17 protein-coding genes are annotated in these 14,674 nt (G+C 58.0%); all 17 read left to right on the top strand.

Going from position 1 to position 14,674, the window contains the following annotated elements; translation table 11 throughout:
• Positions 1 to 6: 6 nt before the first annotated feature.
• Entirely contained in the window at positions 7 to 426 is a 420-nt protein-coding gene (locus tag ACLB1Z_RS19600) for a hypothetical protein (RefSeq protein ID WP_013949945.1), read from the top strand.
• Between the two features lie 95 nt (positions 427 to 521).
• Positions 522 to 899, top strand: coding sequence for a flagellar basal body protein (locus tag ACLB1Z_RS19595; protein ID WP_409561339.1), 378 nt, complete (start codon positions 522 to 524; stop codon positions 897 to 899).
• 3 nt (positions 900 to 902) lie between these two features.
• Positions 903 to 1,319, top strand: a complete 417-nt coding sequence (gene flgC, locus ACLB1Z_RS19590) for a flagellar basal body rod protein FlgC (RefSeq protein WP_013949943.1) — start codon at positions 903 to 905, stop codon at positions 1,317 to 1,319.
• Complete coding sequence (locus ACLB1Z_RS19585; protein ID WP_409561338.1) at positions 1,319 to 1,639, top strand: flagellar hook-basal body complex protein FliE; 321 nt, start codon at positions 1,319 to 1,321, stop codon at positions 1,637 to 1,639. The genes flgC and ACLB1Z_RS19585 overlap by 1 nt, the downstream gene beginning before the upstream one ends.
• 12 nt (positions 1,640 to 1,651) lie before the next feature.
• A complete protein-coding gene (flgG, locus tag ACLB1Z_RS19580) occupies positions 1,652 to 2,434 on the top strand; it encodes a flagellar basal-body rod protein FlgG (RefSeq protein WP_409561337.1) in 783 nt (260 codons plus the stop codon).
• A complete protein-coding gene (flgA, locus tag ACLB1Z_RS19575) occupies positions 2,434 to 2,919 on the top strand; it encodes a flagellar basal body P-ring formation chaperone FlgA (RefSeq protein ID WP_409561336.1) in 486 nt (161 codons plus the stop codon). Before flgG ends, flgA begins: the two co-directional genes overlap by 1 nt.
• The gene (locus tag ACLB1Z_RS19570) at positions 2,916 to 4,022 is read left to right on the top strand and encodes a flagellar basal body P-ring protein FlgI (RefSeq protein ID WP_409561335.1); all 1,107 of its coding nucleotides are present in this window, start codon (positions 2,916 to 2,918) and stop codon (positions 4,020 to 4,022) included. Before flgA ends, ACLB1Z_RS19570 begins: the two co-directional genes overlap by 4 nt.
• Positions 4,019 to 4,738 (top strand): MotE family protein, encoded by a 720-nt coding sequence (locus tag ACLB1Z_RS19565; protein ID WP_409561334.1) that lies wholly within the window; start codon positions 4,019 to 4,021, stop codon positions 4,736 to 4,738. The genes ACLB1Z_RS19570 and ACLB1Z_RS19565 overlap by 4 nt, the downstream gene beginning before the upstream one ends.
• Positions 4,725 to 5,462: a flagellar basal body L-ring protein FlgH gene (gene flgH, locus ACLB1Z_RS19560; RefSeq protein WP_409561333.1), complete on the top strand. Its 738-nt coding sequence runs from the start codon at positions 4,725 to 4,727 to the stop codon at positions 5,460 to 5,462. Before ACLB1Z_RS19565 ends, flgH begins: the two co-directional genes overlap by 14 nt.
• Before the next feature lie 25 nt (positions 5,463 to 5,487).
• Positions 5,488 to 5,988, top strand: a complete 501-nt coding sequence (locus ACLB1Z_RS19555; protein WP_409561332.1) for a flagellar basal body-associated FliL family protein — start codon at positions 5,488 to 5,490, stop codon at positions 5,986 to 5,988.
• Positions 5,985 to 6,725: a flagellar type III secretion system pore protein FliP gene (gene fliP / locus ACLB1Z_RS19550; RefSeq protein WP_409561331.1), complete on the top strand. Its 741-nt coding sequence runs from the start codon at positions 5,985 to 5,987 to the stop codon at positions 6,723 to 6,725. The genes ACLB1Z_RS19555 and fliP overlap by 4 nt, the downstream gene beginning before the upstream one ends.
• A 214-nt stretch (positions 6,726 to 6,939) precedes the next feature.
• Positions 6,940 to 7,893 (top strand): flagellin, encoded by a 954-nt coding sequence (locus ACLB1Z_RS19545; RefSeq protein ID WP_409561330.1) that lies wholly within the window; start codon positions 6,940 to 6,942, stop codon positions 7,891 to 7,893.
• 176 nt (positions 7,894 to 8,069) lie between these two features.
• Positions 8,070 to 9,755, top strand: coding sequence for a flagellar basal-body MS-ring/collar protein FliF (fliF, locus tag ACLB1Z_RS19540; protein ID WP_409561329.1), 1,686 nt, complete (start codon positions 8,070 to 8,072; stop codon positions 9,753 to 9,755).
• On the top strand, positions 9,752 to 10,342 hold the full coding sequence (locus ACLB1Z_RS19535; RefSeq protein WP_409561328.1) for a hypothetical protein: 591 nt from the start codon (positions 9,752 to 9,754) through the stop codon (positions 10,340 to 10,342). The genes fliF and ACLB1Z_RS19535 overlap by 4 nt, the downstream gene beginning before the upstream one ends.
• On the top strand, positions 10,339 to 11,637 hold the full coding sequence (locus ACLB1Z_RS19530) for a MotB family protein (protein WP_409561327.1): 1,299 nt from the start codon (positions 10,339 to 10,341) through the stop codon (positions 11,635 to 11,637). The genes ACLB1Z_RS19535 and ACLB1Z_RS19530 overlap by 4 nt, the downstream gene beginning before the upstream one ends.
• On the top strand, positions 11,634 to 12,911 hold the full coding sequence (locus ACLB1Z_RS19525; protein ID WP_409561326.1) for a hypothetical protein: 1,278 nt from the start codon (positions 11,634 to 11,636) through the stop codon (positions 12,909 to 12,911). The genes ACLB1Z_RS19530 and ACLB1Z_RS19525 overlap by 4 nt, the downstream gene beginning before the upstream one ends.
• Positions 12,908 to 14,440 carry a flagellar hook-length control protein FliK gene (locus ACLB1Z_RS19520; RefSeq protein WP_409561325.1) on the top strand — a complete coding sequence of 511 codons (1,533 nt, stop codon included), beginning with the start codon at positions 12,908 to 12,910 and terminating at the stop codon, positions 14,438 to 14,440. The genes ACLB1Z_RS19525 and ACLB1Z_RS19520 overlap by 4 nt, the downstream gene beginning before the upstream one ends.
• Positions 14,441 to 14,674: the final 234 nt, after the last annotated feature.

Genomic DNA, 14,674 nt, shown 5'->3' with positions numbered 1-14,674 from the left:
CAGTCGATGATTCCAATACGCATCGATCATTCGCAGGTTCGTGAGAAGATTCTCGGAGACAGCATTCGGAGCGTGGCGACCGATCTCCGATTGATCGACCTGCCGGATCTCGTCAGTTATTTGAAGACTGGGCAGATCGCGAGCGTGGGTTCGCTCGTTCAATCGTCGATCGAGTTATCGTTCAAGCCTGAAACGCTGAGCTTCGGCCACGCTGGCGACGTCTATCTGGAATGGGGCGTCCTGCCGCGCGTCTGTCTCGATATGGAATTCCACCATCAGTCCGTTCACGTCTATTTCCGCCTGATGCTGGAGGCCAAAGAGGCCGCTGTCGAAATTACTTACATATCGTTTGAAGGTGATACCGTCGGCCCGAGCCAAAATACAATCAGGCTTCATGAGGCTTTGGGCGAAGCTCGTCTCAATTGACGTTCGCATTTTGGCACGTCGCACGTTTCGAGCTCTGTCCAGTCTTACGCAAGCGAGCGCGTGCACAAAGATAACGAGCTATCCAGGATTTGATCATGCAGCCGATGCAACTCTTCAATCTCGCATTCCGTCAGAACGAGTGGCTTGCGCAGCGCCAATCGGTCATTTCATCGAACATCGCCAATGCCAATACGCCCGGCTACAAAGCCAAGGACGTCGAAAGCTTCGATGCCGCAATGCGCACCTCCGTGCCGATGGCCGCAACGAGCCCGCAGCATTTCTCCTCGCCCGAATTCGACGCCATCAGCAATCAGGACAACGGCGACGGTCAGGCGGAGGTTCTGGTTTCCGGCAATGACGTCAATATGGAACAGGAGTTCCTGAAATCTAACGACGTCATGCGCAGCTACTCGCTCAACACCCAGATCATGAAAACATTCGATCGCATGCTGCAATCGGTGACGAAAGGCTAAACGATGAATGATCCGCTCATAGCCGCAACGAGAGCCGCGTCGAACGGTCTCTTCGCGCAATCGACGCGCATGCGTGTCGTGTCGGAGAACATCGCCAACGCCGACTCGACCGGCAAGACGGCTGGCGCCGATCCCTATCAGCGCAAGACTGTTAACTTCGAATCGGTCGCCGACGAAGCGAGCGGTACCGACCTCGTACAGGTGGAAGATGTTTCGCGCGATCAGGCTCCGTTCCGTACCGAATATATGCCCGGCCATCCCGCGGCCGACGCCAAGGGCTACGTAAAGATGCCCAACGTCGACATGATGACCGAGCTCGCCGACATGCGCGAAGCCTCGCGCTCCTATACCGCCAACACTCAAGTCATCAAGCAGGTTCGCGAAATCGTCTCGATGACCATTGATCTTCTGAGGTCCTAATGAGCCTGAACGTTGCAATGCTGTCGCCCGATATCAGCCGCGTTACGGCCTCGAAGCCAATAGCAGGAACGACGCCGACAACGGCGACTCAGGCTGTTCCCGAAAACGACTTTGCCCAGATCATGGCGTCGATGGCCGCTGATGCGATTTCGACCGTCAAGACGGGTGAGACGACCGCGATTGCGGGCATGCAGGGCAAGGCACCGCTGCAGCAAGTGGTGCAAGCCGTAATGCAGGCAGACCAGGCGCTTCGGACCGTCGTTGCAGTTCGCGACAAGGTCGTTGCGGCATACCAAGAAATCAGCCGGATGCAGATCTGAGGGATATAAGCTATGCGAGCACTTTCGATTGCAGCGACCGGCATGTCTGCCCAGCAGACGAACGTTGAGGTGATCGCCAACAACGTCGCCAATATCAACACGACGGGCTTCAAACGCTCGCGTGCGGAGTTTGCGGATTTGCTTTACCAAAGCGACCGCCCCGCAGGCACGCTTGCCCGTGACGACGACACTATTATCCCGGAAGGCAACACGCTCGGATTGGGCGTCCGCACGGTCGCCATTCGCAATCTCTCTGCGCAGGGTCCGCTCGCGTCGACGAACAACCATTACGATCTTGCGTTGAGCGGTCGTGGCTACTTCCAGGTCCAAGGCGAGAACAACGAAATCCTGTATACGCGCGACGGCGCGTTCAACCGTAGCAACACCGGCCAGCTCATCACGCTCGACGGTAACCTGGTCATTCCAAATATTACCGTGCCGCAAAATGCGACCGACATCACCGTCAACGCGGTTGGCCAGGTGTATGCGACTGTCGGCGGAACGCAGCAGCTCCTCGGGCAATTCGCCATCGCCAATTTCGCGAACGAAACCGGCCTCGCGCCACTCGGCGGCAATCTCTTTCAGGAAACGGAAGCGTCCGGTGCCCCTGTTCTCGGCACCCCAGGTGATACGGGCTTCGGTACGATCCAGCAGGGTTATCTCGAAAGCTCGAACGTCGATCCCGTCAAAGAAATCACCGAGCTGATCACCGCGCAGCGCGCCTATGAAATGAATTCCAAAGTCATTTCGGCCGCCGACGATATGTATAACGTGATAACGAAGGACATTCGGTGATGTCCGTTTGGCGCAAAACACAAAAGACAGTTCAGCTCGGACTTACGCTGCTCGCCGCGTGCGCATTTGCGTCCAACGCGCGCGCGGAGGATCCCGGCCGAACCGTATTTGTGCCGCGCGCCGTCATTTATCCCGGCGACCGGATAACGGATACGAATCTTATCGAGCGTCAGCTGATCGTCGACCCCGGCAATCCGCCTGTCTTTGGAGAGCGAGAACAGGATCTGCTGGGCCGGATCGCACGGCGCACGTTGCTGCCAGGCGAACTCATCCCCGAGATGGCGATCCGCGCCGAAGATCTCGTGAAGCAAGGCCGCACCTACAAGCTCGTCTACAATTCGAAATACGTCTCGATCGTCGGCGTCGGTGTTCCGTTGCAGTCGGGTGCGGCCGGCGAAATTATCAATGTCCGCAATCCCGAGTCGGGCGTCATCATCAAGGCGCGTATCGAACCTGATCAGACCTTGGCGGTGAATGACCAATGAGATTGGTGATTGTCGCGCTGGTTTATTTTCTTGCCGCGACGGCCTGTGCCGGTGCTACGCGGATCAAGGATATCACTGATCTCAAAGGCATCCGCGCCAACCAGCTCGTCGGATATGGTCTGGTCGTCGGCCTGAATGGAACCGGCGATACGCTCCGTAACTCGCCCTTCACGCAGCAATCCGTGCAGGCCATGCTCGATCGCATGGGCGTGAATATTCGCGGCTCGCAATACGAACCGAGGACGAGGAACGTCGCGGCGGTTATGGTAACAGCTGAGCTTCCGCCGTTCGCCTCGAAGGGATCACGCTTCGACGTGACGGTCTCGTCGATTGGCGATGCCAAATCTCTGGCTGGCGGCGCACTGGTTCTAACCTCGCTTGCAGGCGCCGATCAAAAAATCTACGCCGCTGCGCAAGGCCCGATCACCATTTCGGGATATCTGGCGAAGGGCGCCGCGGAATCGATCACGTCCGGCATTCCGACGCGCGGCCGTATTCCCAACGGTGCGATTGTTGAGCAAGACGCCCCCGGCGCATTTGATGAAAGCATGCCGCTCGAGTTCGAGTTGCGCAATCCGGACTTCACGACTGCCGTGCGCGTCATGGACGTTATCAACGATTTCGCAAAAGAACGTTTCGGCATGCCGATCGCACGCGCCCGCGACTGGCAGAGCGTGATGATACGCAAACCGCGGAATATCCTGTCGTCGCGTCTAGTGGCCGAACTCGGTGAACTTGAAGTCGATCCCGATCAGACCGCGCGCGTCGTAATCGACGAACGAACCGGAACTATCGTGATCGGCAGCGAAGTGAAGATTTCGACCGTCGCCGTCGCGCACGGAAATATAACCGTTCGCGTCACCGAAACACCGCAAGTGTCGCAGCCGCTACCGTTCTCGCAAGGTGGACAGACCGTCGTCGTTCCCAATACGCAGGTTGACGTCAATGAAGCGGGCGGCACGGTCGCAACGCTCCAGGGGGCTAATCTGCGTGAGCTGGTAAGCGCACTGAATAAGATGGGGCTGAAGCCCATCGGGATCATCGCAATTCTGCAGGCCATGAAGACGGCAGGCGCATTGCAAGCTGAACTGGTGGTGCAATGAGATCTCTGATCGCACGCAAACTTCTCGAACGCGGCGGCGTGGCGTGGTCGGTTGGCTGTTTGCTTGTCATAGCCACCGCAATCCCGGTAGTGGCCGAAAGCATCCACAATCCGCTGGTTGGTCCGCCCGTCGATCGCAGCGAGCGCGCATACGAGCTTCGGCAGAAGGCGGAGCAAACGCCTCCGATCGCTTATTCGTTCCGCATCGCGGTAGACGACACCAAGCCCGAAGGCGCTCAGAAATCCGAGGCCGCAGATGTGGACGCGCTGCCGCTCCCGCCGACGACCAAACAGCAGTTGAGCCCGGCGCAGCAGTATTGCTCGAATATTCTCGATGCGACGTCGGCCGCCCAAATCGCTCAGCAGACGCGTGGTCTTCAAAAGGCGCAGAAGGAAATTAACGCCCGGATCGCGCTTCTCAATGCGAAGGCCGAGGTCCTGAAAAGCTGGATGAAGCTGCGCGAGGATTTCGTCGCGCACGCTACAGACGCGCTCGTTGAAATCTACAGCCGGATGAAACCGGACGCCGCCGCGGGACAGCTCGCGGCGATGGACGAGATGACATCCGCAGCAATCATTTCGAAGCTGGCACCGAAAGTTTCGAGCCCCATTCTAGCTGAGATGGAAGTCGCGAAGGCGGCGCGTCTCTCCGCTGTTATCGCCGGTGCCGGCGAACTCGCAATTCAGCCGGAGCACAAGGCCAATGCCCAGCAATAGATTTCGATGGGTGGCTCCAGCGACTGCGTCGCTGTCGTTACTGCTAGGCGCGTGTGCCATAGATCAATTGCGTGAGGTCTCGCAGGCACCTGCAATGTCCCCGATGGGAAGCGGCTTGGCTCCCGGTCAGGCGGCGCACGTCAATCTTCCCGTGACACCTGTTGCCTATCATTCGGGTAACTCCACCTGGCAGGATTCCGGCGCCGACCTCTTTCGCGATGCACGCGCCCTCAAGGTCGGCGACGTCGTCACTGTCAAAATCCAGATCAACGATAAGGCGTCGCTGGATAACAATTTGAATCGTTCACGTGATTCGAGCGTTGGGCTGAAATCATCGGCAGATTTCAATTTTGGCTTCGGCGCACCGGGACCGACCGGATCGGGCAGCCTCGATGGCAATCTCGATCGCACCACGGCGACGGACTCGAAAGGCTCCATCGACCGCTCTGAAAACATCAATCTTCTTGTCGGCGCCGTCGTCAGTCAGGTGTTGCCGAACGGCAATCTCGTCGTCAGCGGTTCGCAGGAAGTGCGGGTCAACTTCGAATTACGCGTCCTGAATGTGCAGGGCGTCATTCGGCCACGAGACATCGCGACCGACAATACGATCTCCTACGAGAAAATTGCTGAAGCGCGAATTTCATATGGCGGCCGCGGCCGTGTCATGGAAATTCAGCAGCCCGCCTACGGCCAGCAGATTCTCGATAATCTTTCGCCCTTCTAAGGCTCGGGTCGGCGGAGAGAGCCAGGTGGCAAAAGATAAGCGAAAAAAGGACGAGTCGAACGCGGGTGGTGGCATCGGCGGCTTCGTGATAGCGGCACTTATCGCGATCGTTCTCGGCGCCGGCGGCGGCGGCGCTTACGGCTACCTTCTAATGCCCGACGTTGCGCCTCAGAATTCTGGGCCAACCGATAAAGCGCCGCCGCCGGCCGGACCAATCGCTGGGCGGTTCCCGGGCGACGCCATAGAGCTGGCCATACCGTCGGTCATTACGGATTTGAATTCCGAGCCTGCGGTCCGCGCCAGGCTCGATGTCTCCATTATCGTCGTCCACGGCACGCCCCAAACGACAACGTTGCTCGGAGAGGTCCGCGAAGACGTGATCGCCTACCTGAAGGGCCTTTCCCTTGCCGACATCCAGGGCGTGCGTGGCTTCCAGAACTTGCGAGAGCAACTCGATGATCGCGCACGTGTCCGCGGCCGAGGCGCCATTCTGGGCCTTCTGATAGGTGGATTGGTGCTCGAATGATCAAGAAAATTCTGTGCGCGCTGATCCTTTTGGCAGCGTCTTCGAGCGTGGCTGCCGCGCAGGCAATCGATCTCCAGACGCTTTTTCCCGCGGGAGACGCCAGCGTTTCCGGCCGCATCGTTCAGCTTCTTGTCGTGATGACCGTCCTGTCGGTCGCGCCCGGCTTGCTGATGATGGTGACATCGTTCGCGAGATTCCTGATTGCCTTCTCATTCCTCCGCGCCGGTCTTGGGCTGCAAACGACGCCGAACAATATGATTCTCGTCAGCCTCGCACTCTTCATGACGCTGTTCGTCATGGCCCCGACCTTCCAGGACGCCTGGGATAATGGCGTCAAACCAATGGTCGAGAACAAGATCAGCCAGCAGGATGGCTACGTGCGAACGACGGCGCCCTTCCGGACGTTCATGAAGGCGAATGTGCGCGACAAGGATCTCGCGCTGTTCGAACAGATGTCTGCAGAACGCTTCGGGGAGCAGAACAAGGCGGGTCCCGATGACCTGCGCGTGCTCATACCTGCGTTCATGGTCTCTGAGTTGCGCCGAGGGTTTGAGATCGGCTTTTTGGTGACGCTGCCGTTTCTCGTCATAGATCTGGTAGTGGCGACGATCATGACCGCAATGGGTATGATGATGATGCCGCCGACCGTCGTCGCGTTGCCGCTGAAGGTGCTGTTCTTCGTGCTGGTCGACGGATGGAGCTTGCTCGTCGGAGCACTTGTGAAATCATTCACTTAGCTCGATGACGTGCGTCATTAAGAATCCGCCTCCGAGCAAAATAATTAACATTCTAACCGTCAAAATTAACCATTAGGAAACGACTCTCGTCTATCAATCTTGCCGATGACAGGGTGGCAGCGAACACGCGCCATAGGCATGACGCCGATCTGTCAAGCCGGTAGATCCGGTATGTCCCCAGTAGCGTTTTGTGCTGAGTAAAAGGACAAGGGACATGGGCATGAGCAGTATCAATACCAACATTTCCGCAATGACTGCATTGCAGTCGCTGCGGCAGACTTCCAAAGATTTGCTGACGACGCAGAACGCGATTTCGACCGGCCTGAAGGTCGCGAGCGCTTCGGATAACGCAGCATATTGGTCGATTGCGACCACGATGAAGTCGGACAACTCGGCACTCTCGACCGTGCAGGACGCGCTCGGCCTTGGCAAGGGCACTGTTGACGTCGCCTACAACGCGATCAACCAGTCGATCGATCTCGTCGGCCAGATCAAAGACAAACTCGTTGCGGCCGCATCGCCGGGCGTTGACCGCACGAAGATTCAATCGGAAATCACGCAGCTCCAGGATCAGCTGAAGGGCATCGCTTCCTCAGCAAGCTTCTCGGGCGAGAACTGGGTTTCGGTCGATTCGTCGAGCTCTGGCTACAGCGCGACAAAGACGATCGTTTCGTCGTTCTCTCGTGCCTCGGACGGCAGTGTTTCTATCGGAACAATCAGCGTCGATACTTCGACGTCAATCCTGTTCGATAGCTCGACCGCTTCTGGCGCGGGCGGCATCCTCGACTCGCAGCGTTCGTCTACGGGCGCCGTTGTGACGACGGGTGGTACGTCGGTTATGAACATCGACATTAGCTCGCTGACCGACAGCCCGACCGATCAGGCGACCTTGAACGGCTACATCGCCGGCGTCGACGCTGCCTATCAGTCCATGACGACGGCAGCTACGAACCTTGGCTCGGCGCAGAAGCGTATCGATCTGCAGACCGACTTCGTATCGTCGCTGATGGACTCGATCACCACCGGTATCTCTCAGTTGGTTGACGCTGACATGAATCAGGAATCGACAAAGTTGCAGGCATTGCAGGTCAAGCAGCAGCTCGGTGTTCAGGCACTGAGCATCGCTAACCAGTCGAGCCAGAACATCCTGTCGCTCTTCCGCGGCTAATAAATAACGCCTGACGCCGAGCGGCGTCAGGCACCCATACAATCCGATCTGTTAGACGGGCCGCCACCCCTGACCTCTTCCGCCAGCGCGGATCAGGCCACGGAGGGCGGCCCGTCACCTTTGCACAAGGTTCCGTCCCTACCGTTGACCGGAAACTTTGCCGGCAAGGTCGAGAGATGGATTGGCGTCAATTAGAGAACCTTTATCGCAGTCTGCTGGGTCTCGGCCGCAGGCGCCTTATGGCGCTTGGCATCGCCGGCGCGCTCGTCTTCGGACTGATTACCATAGGCAGTTACTTCGCGTCGCGCTCAAGCTACGAGACGCTTTATGTCGGCCTGACGCCTCCTGACATCAGCCGCATGGGCACGGAGCTGACCGAAGCCGGCATCCCGTTTGAAAGCAGCATGGACGGGACGAAGTTGAGCGTTCCGGTCGGGCAGACGGCACAAGCTCGCGCTTTGCTCGCGGAAAAGGGACTGCCCGGCAGCCAAACAGCGGGTTATGAGCTGTTCGATAAGCTCGGCGCGCTCGGGCTCACGTCGTTCATGCAGGAAGTGACGCGCGTGCGCGCCCTTGAGGGCGAGCTGTCGCGAACAATCCAATACTTGAAGGGTGTGAGAGCTGCGCGTGTTCACATCTTCATGCCGAATCAGAATGCGCTTCAGGTCAAGAAAGAAGCGCCGTCGGCGTCTGTCGTCATTCGCACGGATGTTGCCGGAGATGCCACTGCAGCGCCGGCCATCAAGCATCTGGTTGCCTCGGCGATCCCGGAAATGACGCCGAACGAAGTCCAGGTTATCGGCACCGATGGCTCGATTCTTGGAGGCTCTGGGAATGGTCTCGCCAGCGGCGACGCGCCGGTACAGATGCTCGAACTCGAGCACACGGTCTCAAAACAGATTCAGGATAGCGTTCGCCGCACGTTGTCGCCCTATCTCGGTCTGGACAACTTCGAAGTCAGTGCCATCGCCCGCTTGAATATCGATAAGCTGCAGACGAACGAGACAAAGTTCGATCCCGACAGCAAGGTCGAGCGATCAACGCGATACATCAAGGAAGCTCAGAGTTCGCAGGACAGCGCCGGCAAGAACAACGTCAGCGTCCAGGAAAACATTCCGAACGAACAAACGAGCCACAAAGACCAGAACAAACGCAATCAGGATCGCAAGGAGGAAACGACCAACTACGAGATCAGTTCGTCGACGGCCTCCTCGACGAGCGAAGGCTACAAGATCGCGAACATCTCGGTTGCCGTCGTCGTCAACAAAAAGCGACTGATGGATGCGATGGGTAAAGACGCAAAGCCCGAAGACGTCGATAAGCAGGTCGCTGAAATTGAGAAGATCGCCCTTTCCGCAGCCGGCATAGACACCAAGCGCGGTGATCGCATCAGTGTCGCTGCCGTCGATTTCGCGCCGTCTCCGTTTGAAGGAGACGGATCGTCGGGAACGGCATGGGCTTCGCTGTTGATGGGCCTGGCGGGAACCGGCATCCGATCGCTGACGATCCTGCTGGTTGCGGCAATTGTCGTGATGGCTGGCTTCCGGCCCGTGATGCGGACCCTGCTCTCAAGCGATAGGCCCGCGATTGAAAGCGCCGATAACGTTGCAATCGAGGCGCCGCTCGCTTCGATTACGGGCACGGGCGCAGCTCCCATCGACATGCCCGAAATGGCGTCGCCGTTGCTTGAACCGGGCGCCAACCCATTCGATGGCATGGGCGGCGGCTCGGGAGACTTTGGCAGCGGACTGGCGTTCGGACGCTCGCTGGCACTCGGTCCGGTCGAGAAGCTCAGCGCGATTATTGATCGCGATGAAGAGCAAGCGACTGCGATCATGAAGCATTGGGTTAAGAACGGATGACGGCTCGGCCTCACAGTTCGGCGTTCTCCCTGCTCAGGGATTTCGGTCGCGTCACCCCTGACGTCGAAGAGCCGGACCATGAAGCGCAGCTGAAAGCCGCGTTCGAGGATGGCCATCGGCAGGGCTACGCAGAAGGCCGTGCGGAAGCCGAGGCCGATGCAGAGCATCGTCTCGCCGAAGCCAAGATTCATCACGCGAACGAGCTCGCGCAGGAAAAAGACCGCTGGCAGCGCGATTTCGCCGAGCAGCTTGTTGCGCGTTTGGAAAGTGCGTCAGGTCTGATTGAGAAAGACATCTCTGAGCGGGTCGCGACGCTGCTGCGGCCCTGGCTCATCGGGCGTCTACAGGATCGCGCGTTGCAGGATCTCGAAAGGGCGATTTTGCGTGGCTTGGTGGAAGGCGCAAAGATCCACATTGAAGGCCCGGCCGAAATTATCCAGCATCTTAACGAACGGCTGCCGACGGCCGGATTTCAGATCGGATATTCGGAAAGTCCGAGTGCAGATGTTCGCGCTCACATAGAAAACACCGAAATCGAAGTCAACATTGCGGCGTGGATCGCCGAGCTTGAGGCGCTAGTACCATGAGCGACGGCCGCGAAGACGTATCATCGCAACCTCTCGTCATTGTTCGTCGCCGGCGCAATACGGAAGAACCGCATCACGGCGGCGTCTGGAAGATCGCATATGCCGATTTCATGACGGCCATGATGGCGTTTTTTCTGGTCATGTGGTTGATCAATGCAGCCGACAAAAAAACCATCGTGCAGGTCGCCGCCTACTTCAATCCGATGCGTTTGACCGATCGCTATGCGGCGCCGAAAGGCATTGAAGATCTCGTCGAGACGCAGTCGAAACACTCGGACGAGAAAAGTAAGCGCGGATTCGAAAAGCAGGTCGTCGACGACGCCTCGAAACGGCAGGCCGATCGCGACAGCAAAGAAAACAGCGGTGACGCCAAAGACGACGCCTCGCACGAATCGAGTGTCGGATCGGGGGGCAAGAGCGCAGAAGAGCTTCGCGAGATGGCGCTCTTCGACAATCCTGGCAACTTGCTTGAAAAACTCGCGGACGAGGCACGCGCAAGTCAGTCTACGACGGCGGCTAGCCCATCAGACGGCAATATTGACGATCCGTTCGATCGCATCAATCGTAAGGCCGGAAAGTCAGATGTCAGGTTGAAGCCTGCGCCCCAAGCCGCGCCGATCGTGCCGGAGCACCCGTCCAACGTGGCGCGCGCCCTGCCCGCAGAAAACGTAAAACCGGTTACGCAGGACCCAAAGCAGCAGCTCTCCGCGCGCGCATCGATGGATGATGTCGGCGATAAGCCGAAGCAGCAGGACACAATCACAAAGCAAACTCCTGCAACGTTGGATCAGGCAAAGAAAGAAGATAAGACGCACGACAAGGATCACGACAAAGATCAGGACGCGAAAGCCCTGCGGGATCAGATTGGCAAAGCCGTCGCGGACATTTCCCGCGAACTGCCGATGATCGACGTGAAAGCGACGCCCGAAGGATTACTCATCAGTCTGACGGACGATGCCAACTTCGGCATGTTTGAGGTCGGTTCGGCAAAGCCGCGCTCGGAACTCGTCCTTGTCATGGAGCAAATCGGTCGTGTCTTGAGCAGCAAGAAGGGGGATATCATCCTTCGCGGCCATACGGATTCGCGTCCGTACAAGAGCCGGGTCTATGACAACTGGCGCCTTTCCGCTGCTCGCGCCCAAATGGCCTATTACATGCTTCTGCGTGGCGGCGTCGACGAATCTCGCGTCGTCGCCATCGAAGGCCGTGCGGATCGCGACCCGAAAGTGCCGGACGACACTCTCGCGGCCGCCAACCGCCGCATCGATATCCTCATTAAAGAGAATAAGAAATGAAGCGGATCGCGCTGATTGCTGCAGCGTCGTTCGTTGTGCTCGCGGGCCTCGCCGCGGGCTCGTTGGCGTATTTCAAGCCCGCATTTATTTTCGGTCAAAACGACGAGGTTATCGCGGCCGAGCACGGCGTTCCAATCTATTCAGAGGATGCGAGCGAAAAAGCTCAGGTTCGTCGCCATACGCTGCGTCTTCTGGAAGAGTTGGGCGCGGTTCAGGACAAGATCATTCGCGGCGATCGTGCTGCGCTTGCGGAGCAACAGCGTCTGCTGATCGACATCGCGCGCGAAGTGAAGAGTTTCAGCCCAGAGGCGTGGGACGATTACGTCAACGTCCGTACGAGTCTGCTCTATGTTCTGAGTGGCGGTGATGCGCGCGTCTTGCAACCACTGATCAAGCAGAATTCTTTGAGCGTCGCGGATCAGAATTTGGCTGCGGGCATCATGAGCTTTGCCGAGGGTCAGCCTAAAAAGGCGCGCGATCTTTTTGAAGATATAGATCCCCGTTCACTCGACGTCAGCCTCGTTGGGCCGTTCGCGCTGGCCAAGGCGTCGCTCTATCTTGAAGATGATCACGCAACCGCGATCCGCCTGCTCGATGATGCGCGTCTGGCGTGTCCCCATACCGCGATCGACGAGGCGTCGGCGCGGCGCGAAATTCCTGTATTACTCGATGCTGGCGATACGAGCCGGGCGCTGATGCTGACGACAAGCTATGTGCAGGAATTCGGCAAGTCGATTTATGCCTGGAAGCTCTTTCGAGAATTTGCGGAAGCAGCCGCCAAGCACGGGGAATTCGATAATCAGGAAAGCATCGATCGCCTCGCTGCAACCTTCGATGACGACGACATGCAGCCAGCGTCCGAGCTGTTCATCGATCTTGCCGGTGAGGGTTTGCTACAGGGACGGCTAAAGCTTGCGAAGGCCGCTGCTGCTAAAGTTCTCGCAACACCGAACGCATCACCAGAGAATAAGGAACGTGCGCGCCTCTACATGGCCGCAGCCGAAGCGCCTTCGAACGATGCGGTAAATGCTATGAAGGCGCTGGATCAGATCACTGTCGATCGGCTTTCGGAGGACGACGCTGAGATCCGGGAAGTGGCGGGATTTATCGCCAAAACAGTAACCGGAACAGACGTCGCGCCGACTGCTGTCAGAAAGACCGCTCCGCAAGCTGTGGCGCAGGCTCCGGGTGAAAAGAATGCAATGACGGCGCTGAGTAAAGCCGACGAGATTTTAAAAGAAGCAGATTCAATGATTACTAGGAGTGGGAAATGACGGCAGCAGTTGGAAGCGCCGCATCTGGCGGAGCCGAAGCTCTCCTGCAATCCGTATCGGGAAAAGCATCGAACGGATATCGCGGTCGCCTCAAGCAGACGGATGAGAACGATCCCAAGTCGGAAGGCGCGACCCAGAGCGCGCCGCGCGATGATGGCGATGCTGCGACCCATGTCGATAAAACGCGAAAGACGTCGCAGCGAAAGCACGGCAAGGGAAAATCGGATGACGACGATAGCTCGTTCGAGGATGCTTTCGACAGCGTCGGCCAGGATCAAGCGAAAGACACGGTCTCGAAATCAACCAACGGAGCGGGAGCATCTCCGGATCTCATGTCGGCACATCTGACACCGGATCAAACGCCAGCGACGAATACCGATTCCGTGACGACCAACACCGATGCGTCTCAGGCTCCGGTCCGGTCAGCAGCGTTGATGCAGCAGAGAAGCATTCTCGCTCTCATGGATGCAAAAAACAGAATCTTCGGAAATTCCGGCGACCTAAAAGCCGACGATGGGACTGTTAATGTCGCCGTCGACCACGACGCCATTCCGCAAGATACGAACGAGCTTGTGCCGGTTGCGATCAATCGACGGGAGACGCATTGGAACTTTAATTCCGACGCCATGACGAGCGTCGCGTCGCAGCTCTCGGCTATGAACACGGATAAGGCTGCGCCATCCGCGGCCGCCGTTCTGGCTCAGACAGTTGCGTCGGTCACGACGGCAAAGGAACAGAAGCCGGACGTCAACTTATCGGGCGACGCGTCGCAGTCCGTAGCGCAGCCGACAATCGCAGCGGCAAATACCGATCAGAATGCGAATGCATCGCTTAACAACGACAGCGGAAATAAGAGCGATACGCAATCGCAGTCGCATACGGAAATAGCTTCAGAGGCGGCCAAGAAGACGGAAAAGCCGGATGCTGTGTCGTCCCTCGACCAGATTTTTGCAACCAGCAAACCGTCCAACGCCAACGCGGCTAACGTCAGCAATCAGGTTCGCGACGGCGTAATCACGAGCTTGGCATCGACTGCGACCGACGCCAGCGCAGCAACATCATCCGTCGACGTGCCGACGCGGGCAACCACAACGCCCGTTCTGCGCACGCTCGATCTAACGTTGTCGCCGGCGGATCTTGGTTCGGTCAGGCTCCGTCTGAGTCTCAGTTCGAATTCATTGTCGATCGAAGCAGAAGCATCGAAGGCGTCGACAGCCAAGCTTCTCAACGACGATCGGCCAAATCTCGAACGCGGCTTAAAAGATGCAGGCTACGACATCTCAAGCATGAAGATTACGGATACTTCCGCCAGCAGCACCATGAATTCGAACGGATGGCAGACGAACGGCTCCCCGTCCCGTGATGGAGATCCATCGCGTTCGGGCTTCATGGGCCGGCAAGATGGCGAGATGCAAAGACGTGATGGATCGCCGTCCGATCAGGCCCAACGCCGCCCCAGAGAATCCACTCAGCAGCCGGCGCCGGCTGAAGTTGCCGGCGTCAGGTCCGGCAACGCAGTCTATATCTAGGACTCGTTAAATGATGCAGCAGCAGGAATTGGCAGGAGCTGGGCTACGTGGTCCATTTCCACTCGCGTCTGATGCAATCGAGGAAGAACTGGTCGATCGTTGTCCGGGTACGTATGCGCTTGGCTTCGTCGATCATCTTGGGCGCTTTGCGATTACATACGTCGGAAGCGCCGGCGAGGACCTCAAATCAAAATTGAAAGCCCATATCGGAACCGCGACGCAATTCAAGTTCCG

The sequence above is a fragment of the Hyphomicrobium sp. MC8b genome, from assembly GCF_905067615.1.
Classification (GTDB): domain Bacteria; phylum Pseudomonadota; class Alphaproteobacteria; order Rhizobiales; family Hyphomicrobiaceae; genus Hyphomicrobium_B.
Note: the sequence above shows the minus strand (reverse complement) of the source record. Positions and strands in the feature narration are given on the sequence as shown.